6 protein-coding genes and 1 pseudogene are annotated in these 6,600 nt (G+C 57.1%); 4 read left to right on the forward strand and 3 right to left on the reverse strand.

What is annotated here, in order from left to right; all coding sequences use genetic code 11:
- Positions 1-411, forward strand: a 411-nt coding sequence (locus tag B7449_RS16755; RefSeq protein WP_148431382.1) for a helix-turn-helix domain-containing protein, incomplete at its 5' end; no start/stop codon positions are given.
- A gap of 113 nt (positions 412-524) precedes the next feature.
- Here the strand turns inward: B7449_RS16755 and B7449_RS16760 are convergent.
- Together B7449_RS16760 and B7449_RS16765 are read right to left on the reverse strand one after the other, a co-directional pair.
- Positions 525-1,700, reverse strand: a complete 1,176-nt coding sequence (locus tag B7449_RS16760) for an AbrB family transcriptional regulator (RefSeq protein ID WP_048883874.1) — start codon at positions 1,698-1,700, stop codon at positions 525-527.
- Between the two features lie 9 nt (positions 1,701-1,709).
- Positions 1,710-2,279 (reverse strand): hydrolase, encoded by a 570-nt coding sequence (locus tag B7449_RS16765; RefSeq protein WP_007400706.1) that lies wholly within the window; start codon positions 2,277-2,279, stop codon positions 1,710-1,712.
- A 116-nt stretch (positions 2,280-2,395) separates the two neighbouring features.
- Here B7449_RS16765 and B7449_RS16770 point away from each other — a divergent pair, with 116 nt between their 5' ends.
- Entirely contained in the window at positions 2,396-3,001 is a 606-nt protein-coding gene (locus B7449_RS16770) for a TetR/AcrR family transcriptional regulator (RefSeq protein ID WP_007400705.1), read from the forward strand.
- 156 nt (positions 3,002-3,157) lie between these two features.
- Here the strand turns inward: B7449_RS16770 and B7449_RS16775 are convergent, their stop codons facing one another.
- On the reverse strand, positions 3,158-4,027 hold the full coding sequence (locus B7449_RS16775) for an alpha/beta fold hydrolase (RefSeq protein ID WP_034928747.1): 870 nt from the start codon (positions 4,025-4,027) through the stop codon (positions 3,158-3,160).
- A 953-nt stretch (positions 4,028-4,980) separates the two neighbouring features.
- On the opposite strand from B7449_RS16775, the gene B7449_RS16780 reads away from it, so the two are divergent.
- Together B7449_RS16780 and B7449_RS16785 are read left to right on the forward strand one after the other, a co-directional pair.
- Complete coding sequence (locus tag B7449_RS16780; RefSeq protein WP_082084927.1) at positions 4,981-5,919, forward strand: replication protein RepA; 939 nt, start codon at positions 4,981-4,983, stop codon at positions 5,917-5,919.
- Between the two features lie 87 nt (positions 5,920-6,006).
- Positions 6,007-6,552: pseudogene (locus tag B7449_RS16785) on the forward strand (IS630 family transposase); the annotation flags it as partial.
- Between the last annotated feature and the right edge of the window lie 48 nt (positions 6,553-6,600).

Consider the following 6,600-nt stretch of genomic DNA (forward strand, 5'->3'; position numbering starts at 1 on the left):
CTATTTGTGAATGGACTTCTGGAAAGTCTGACCGTCCATCTTCTGCGTCATTATGCCCAGACACAGCCTTCGCCCACACCCAGACCCGCACAACTGCCAGCGTGGAAGCTGCGCAAGGCGCTGGATCATATGGACGCCCATCTCGCCGAACCGTTCGATCTCGATTTTCTGGCCGGGTTGTGCGGGATGAGCCGGTTTCATTTCAGCCGGTCATTTCACAACACCATGGGGCAAAGCCCGTCACGCTGGTTTATCCGACGGCGTGTGGAACATGCGAAAAACCTTCTATCGCAGACCAACAGGTCCATCATCGAGATTGCCCTGACCAGCGGCTATGAGAGTGCGAGCCATTTTGCACAGATGTTTCACAGGGAAACCGGCATCAGCCCACGCGACTACAGGAAGCTATGACATCATCGGAATGGATATGACTGTCAAACGGGGATGCAGCGAAAGAAGATGCCGCGCGCCAGACAAGCGGGGTAAATGACTACACCCTGATGGCCAAATCGCTGCTCCCGCCATCAACCAAAATTGTCGTCACGCCTCAGCGCGAGCGGGTTTGCAAGAGCGGGATCTGTCGCATTGGTCTTCAGCAAGCCCCTCCTCCTTTTCGCCCATTTCCCGTGTATTTCTTGCGACACATCGCGCTGTCCTTTTCCCGACGATCTGCGGGACAGAAAACGCGCCAAAGCTGGCCCGGTGACCAGAACACAGAAAAACCGGGCGACCTGCATGGCAATGACGAAAGGCATGTCCACTTTTGTGGTCGAGGCGATAATGGAGACGGAATCAGCTCCACCAGGGCTGGTTGCAAGATAAGCCGTCAGCAGATCCACATGCGCCAGCCGGGCAAGTATCAATGCAAAGCCGCCACACACTGCAATCAGCGCGAGGATGGAACCCAGCACGCGTGGAAAGACACGTCCGGCATAAGCCAGCACGTCTGGCGTAAACCGCATGCCGATGCCCCACCCGACCAGGACATAGGCCGCGACCAGCAGAAAATGCGGCTGTTCGATCGGCAGATGAGCACCAAGCCTCGCGGCCATCCCGATCCCCATGGGCACAAGCAGTCCCCCGGCCGGCACGCGCAGACGGGTTCCCACGGCGCTCCCTGCCAGTGCGATCACCAGCGCCAGTAAAGCCCCCTGCCATGAGAGGGTCTGTGCCACGACCAGCGGGGCGGACGGCGTTCCGGCTACGCGCGCAACAACAGCCGCAATGACGGCGCAGCAGGCCACGCGCAGATATTGCATGAAGGCGACGAGCCGCATATCCGCCCCGTATGATTCCGCCATCAGGGTCATGACCGTGGCCGCACCGGGTGATGAACCCCAGATCGCGGTATTGCCGGGTAGCAGGCGCGAGCGTGTCAGCAGCCAGCCGAGAAGGGCTGCCGCAGACAGGGTAGAAAACGTACCGGCAACAAAGACCGGCCAGCTGGCTGCCATTTCGTGAAAGATCGAGGCTGAAAGATAGCTGGCGATCATGACCCCGACCACGCCCTGTGCGCCGAGAAAGGCCCAGCGGGGAATACGGACCGCACTACCCCGTGTGGCCAGTACGACCGCCGCCCCCAGTGGTCCCAGCAGCGGCGCGGCCGACAGGCGTAAGACGGCCAGAAGCATACCGAAAACCAGCGAAAGCAGCGCCAGTAAGCCCCATCGCCCGGTCAGCAGCCACGCTGATGGCCCCACCCTCACCGCTTAACCGCCAAACACGATTGTATCGGAAGGCAGCACGCGTGCGATCCGCAGGAGGATCGAGCGGATGGAGACATCATGAAGGTCTGCTGACAGGCTGGTGCAGAGATCCTCGGCAATGACGATGTGATAGCCAAGTTCCCAGCCATGCCGTGCTGTGGATTCAACCCCGAAATTCGTCGCAATACCGCCCAGCACGATCGTCCGGATGCCCCGCCTGCGAAGCTGAAGGTCCAGTTCCGTGCCTGTAAATGCCCCCCACTGATGTTTGGTGATGACGATATCGCCGGGTGCCACCAGCCCGTCAGCCAGGTGCGCCCAGTCCGCTGGCAGGCCGCCTTCCGGCGGGCTTAAGGGCTGGTCGGCCAGACCGGGTGGCGCGTCGGCAAAGTCGAGTGCAAACGCGACCCGAACCAGTACGACCGTAGCACTCTCATCCCGGAAGCGGGCAGCAAGCGATTTACCGCTCTCCAGCACCTGCGACGATGGCCGCGGGGCGGTTGGCAGGGCAAGAATGCCATTCTGCAGGTCAATGAGGACAAGGGCGGTGGTTCGCGGGTCAAATCTGTTCACGGATCGGCGCCTTCTGGGATCTGGATACATGGTCGGGTCAAACATCGACCGGCATTGGAAAATCGGTTATGCGAGGACTGTCTCGCATAAAAGAAAGTTGAGGGTGCCCTCGCATTATGTCAAGCCCGCCCCGTTCATCACCACTCGCGCCCAAGCGGCAGCGCGGACGCGACCGCGTTGAAGCGATCCTTACGGCCGCAACAACGGTCTTTGGCGAGAAGTCATACGAGGCGGCGACAATGACCGAGATCGCTGCCCGCGCCAGCACGGCAATCGGTTCGCTCTACCGTTTTTTTCCGACCAAGGACGTGCTGGCCGCCGCAGTGCTCGAACGCTACGGCGCGCGGTTACTACATGCCTTGGATGAGTTGGTCGATCGCGATCCGCCGCTGTCGCCACGTGATGCAGCAGAAGGACTGCTGGACATCATCCAGCGTCTGCGAACGGAACGCTCAGTCGTCCTTTCCCTGCTCGACAGCGGGATTACCCTACCAGATGGGACAGGAACGCTCCGCAAGGCGCTGATCGGGCGCATGAGCCAGTTATTGTCACGGCTGGGTGGTTCTCCGGGTCCACATGACGAACGGGCCGTGATGCTGCTGCATCTGGTCAAGGCGATCTTTGCCCTGCCACAGGATCATTCGGTCCCCCGCCCGGCACAGGACAAGGAAGCCGTTACGGTGCTGCGTCTCTATCTGGAACATGCGGTCGCCTCCCGCTGATCCGGGTCAGAGGTCGCTCCGTAACCTCTGAATCCGCACACAGCCGATCGATATCTTCACCAAACGCGTCATCTGGATTGAACGGGTCTGCTTTTCAAAGCATAACTGACTGTAATGAGGTAAAATCGAGCTTTTACTCCAACTGTTTCGCGAAGGTCAGAGAAACGCATCAAGCCGATGCAGCAGTTCTGCCGGTGCTTCCTCCTGCGGACTATGACCACAGTCGATCACGTATCCCCGCACGTCCACGGCTTTTTCGCGCCATGTCTCGACAACATCATATAGCGGGCCCACGGTGCCGCGTGCACCCCACAGAGCCTGTAATGGGGCCTCAATCCGCTTGTCTGCATCAGCTGCATCATGGACGAGGTCGATGCCTGCTGCATGACGCATTGCCGGGTCGGCGTAGCATCGACGATATTCGGCCATGACACGCGGATCGACCGATCCTGGTATCTTGATCTGTCCTGCAATGTGGCTTTCGAGAAAAAAGTCTGGATCCCCACTGATCAGCCTTTCAGGCAAGGGGGCAGGCTGGATCAGAAAAAACCACCTGAAATAGCGTCGGGCGAATTCCATATTGGTTCGGGCATACATCGTTGCTGTCGGTGCGATATCGATCAGCACCAGTTTTTCCACCGCTTGCGGTGCATCCAGCGCCATGCGGTGCGCCACCCGTCCGCCCCGGTCATGCCCGACAACCATGAACCGTTCAAATCCAAGCTGGTGCATGACGCCAACCAGATCAGCCGCCATGACCCGCTTGGAATAGTTGGCGTGATCCGCCCCACCTTCAGGCTTGGCGCTATCGCCATAACCCCGCAGATCTGGGGCCACGATGGTAAAACGTTTCGCCAGTGCGGGTGCCACCTTGTGCCAGGTCAGATGCATCTGCGGATGACCATGCAGCATGAGCAGCGGCGGTCCGTTTCCGCCGGTAGCCGTGCGGATCCGCACGCCATTCACCTCGATATCCCGCCAGCTAAAGCCCGGCAATAAATCGGGGAATTTCCTGATTGCGATCATGCTTTCACCTGCATTCGTCCAGTGGACACACAGCAGAAAAGCAGATTATCAGGAAACTAGTATTTCCCCTGATGAAGACCTGTTGATTATCTCCCTGCCGCGACTCACAACGGCGTCACTGGGTAGATCAGTTGGGATATCCGAGAGGGTCGATTCGCAGAGTCTGCGGAAATAGACAGGGCCATGTCACGCGTGATCACGGACGTCAGCCCCCAGTGTAACCACAACATCCAGATGAGGACTTTGGCGGGCATAGCCCACGCCACGACATTATCCCGACAGACCGTAAAACGTACATCGACGGAGCCAGCGTCTCAGCGCGCCACCCGACCAAGTGAAAGTTCTGAACACCTGTTCCAGGCTACATTCCCGCCAGAGTCCTCATGGAGTTTCTTTCAGAGGCAAAAACTGAGGACTCTGGCGGGAACATGCGACGCGCAAGGTTAATTTCTGAGATATGCCGGAAATCTGGAGCCGAAATAGATCGCAAAACGGTCCTCGAAGTGAGGGCTCTAGCGGGGTTTTGTGCGCCAAAAACAGGTTCATCCGCCGAACATCAAGGAAAATCGGGCTGTTAGAAGCCTCCTAACCTGAAAATTTCTCAGTTTTGAGGACTTTGACGGGGGCCAAATTAGCGCTATCTGCAAATCGAGGACTCTGACGGGAAACTTGATGCCTTCAGAGATACCGATTCGCTACACCTCCCTTTTGCGAGGTGACCAACAGGGGACTGAGGACTGTAGCGGAAAAACTGAGGACTCTAGCGACACGTGCTTACGGAGCAAGCACGATTCGCATAAGTTATCCCGAGGACACTAACGGGACAAACTAATATTAGAATACAATTATCTTTAACTAGTATTAGATCCCGCTACAGTCCTCAGAGACATTCTGAACAAATCCGTGCATCATGGACGCAGAATCGAGCCAACATACATATGCCTAGGGGAGCCATGATGGCGGAAGTGCATGACTTGCTTCAGGAGCATGGTCGACAGCATGTACTCCAGCTGGACATGGACCGCCGTGTCGTTGATGCGGCCGCCGCATATCTGACGGACGAAGATGCCGGACTAGGTTTCATGTATAGCGGCTGGGCACAAGCACCGCTCCCACATAAAAAACAGCCCGACTCTGCACCTTGGCAGGTTCGCACCGACAGAGTTACCCTTCTCGTAGAACCAGGTCGACGAACACTTCCGAATGGGGAACTTCAATGGATTGGTGTCCCATACGGAAGTCGAGCCAGACTTATACTGCTATATCTACAAACCGAGGCTCTAAGAACCCAGAGTCGCGAAATTGAGCTCGGAAAGTCGCTTCGCGACTGGCTTAAGAAGATGAACATCTCTCCTGGCGGCAAAACGATAGCCGACGTAAGAGAGCAGGCACTCCGCATCACGCGCTGTCGTCTCACTTTCGAGGTCCAACAAGCAGGAAAGTCAGCATTAGTACAACAACTTATAGTCGACAAAGCACTGTTTACGGAAGATGGCGAGGACTCTAGCGGGGGACAACTTTTAGCGCGGACGAAGCTAAGTGAAACATTCTACGATCAGCTTCGTCGACATCCTGTTCCTATCCAGGAATCCGCAATTCGAGCGATCAGTAAACACTCGATGGCTTTAGATATATATTGCTGGCTTGCATATCGGCTGCATGTCCTCCAGAAGGACACGCCAATCACTTGGAAGGGTCTTCACGCCCAGTTCGGCGCTGGAGTAAAACGCCTAGACCATTTCCGTGATACCTTCTGCGCTCAACTCAACCTGGCACTAGCAGTATATCCAGAGGCGGCAGTCAAACTGAGTGCTGTGGGCCTAACGTTAGTTCCCTCACCTCCACCTGTTGAGCCAAAACGCACGGTAGTCGCGTTTCCTAGGTCCCGCTAAAGTCCTCACTCAACGTAGACGATGAAAACGTCTGCGTCGCATAGAGGCAAATCAGTAGACTAATTGCGGACGAACAGTCGAAGATAGCCGCATCGGGCTGAAACCTTCAAACTGTCGACGGACCCGCTATCCGTCGACAAGGTTCGGGATATTGTCGGTCTTTACATGTCGCCACCGAACCGCGCGATCGTGCTGTGCGTCGACGAGAAATCCTAGATCCAGGCGCTGGACCGCGAACAGCCCGTCCTGCCCATGGTACCGGGCGTGCCGGAACGACGTACCCATACCTATCTCCGGAACGGCACGACGTCGCTGTTTGCAGCCCTCGACACCGCAACAGATGCGGTAATCGGCAAATGCTACTAACGTCATCGTACCATGGGATTTCTCGACTTCCTGAAACGTATCGATGCCGAGATGCCTGATGACCTGGATGTTCATCTCGTGCTGGATAACTACGCCACACATAAAACGACCACGATCAAGACGTGGCTCGCGCGCCGCCTGCATTGGCATGTTCACTTCACGCCCACCTCGACTTCCTGGATCAATCAGGTAGAGCGCTGGTTCGCCGAACTGACGCGCAAGCAACTCCGGCGCGGCGTGCATCGGTCAACAACTGCACTCGAAGCGTAACCATCCGGCGAGAGACGCGGGCGTATTCAGGCGGCGATGGTATTG

It is taken from the genome of Komagataeibacter intermedius TF2 (genome assembly GCF_000964425.1).
GTDB classification, from domain to species: domain Bacteria; phylum Pseudomonadota; class Alphaproteobacteria; order Acetobacterales; family Acetobacteraceae; genus Komagataeibacter; species Komagataeibacter intermedius.

Coding starts and splice junctions, on each gene's coding strand:
- B7449_RS16775 (WP_034928747.1), bottom strand. CDS start 4,027: ATGATCGCAATCAGGAAATTCCCCGATTTATTGCCGGGCTTTAGCTGG.
- B7449_RS16770 (WP_007400705.1), top strand. CDS start 2,396: ATGTCAAGCCCGCCCCGTTCATCACCACTCGCGCCCAAGCGGCAGCGC.
- B7449_RS16780 (WP_082084927.1), top strand. CDS start 4,981: ATGATGGCGGAAGTGCATGACTTGCTTCAGGAGCATGGTCGACAGCAT.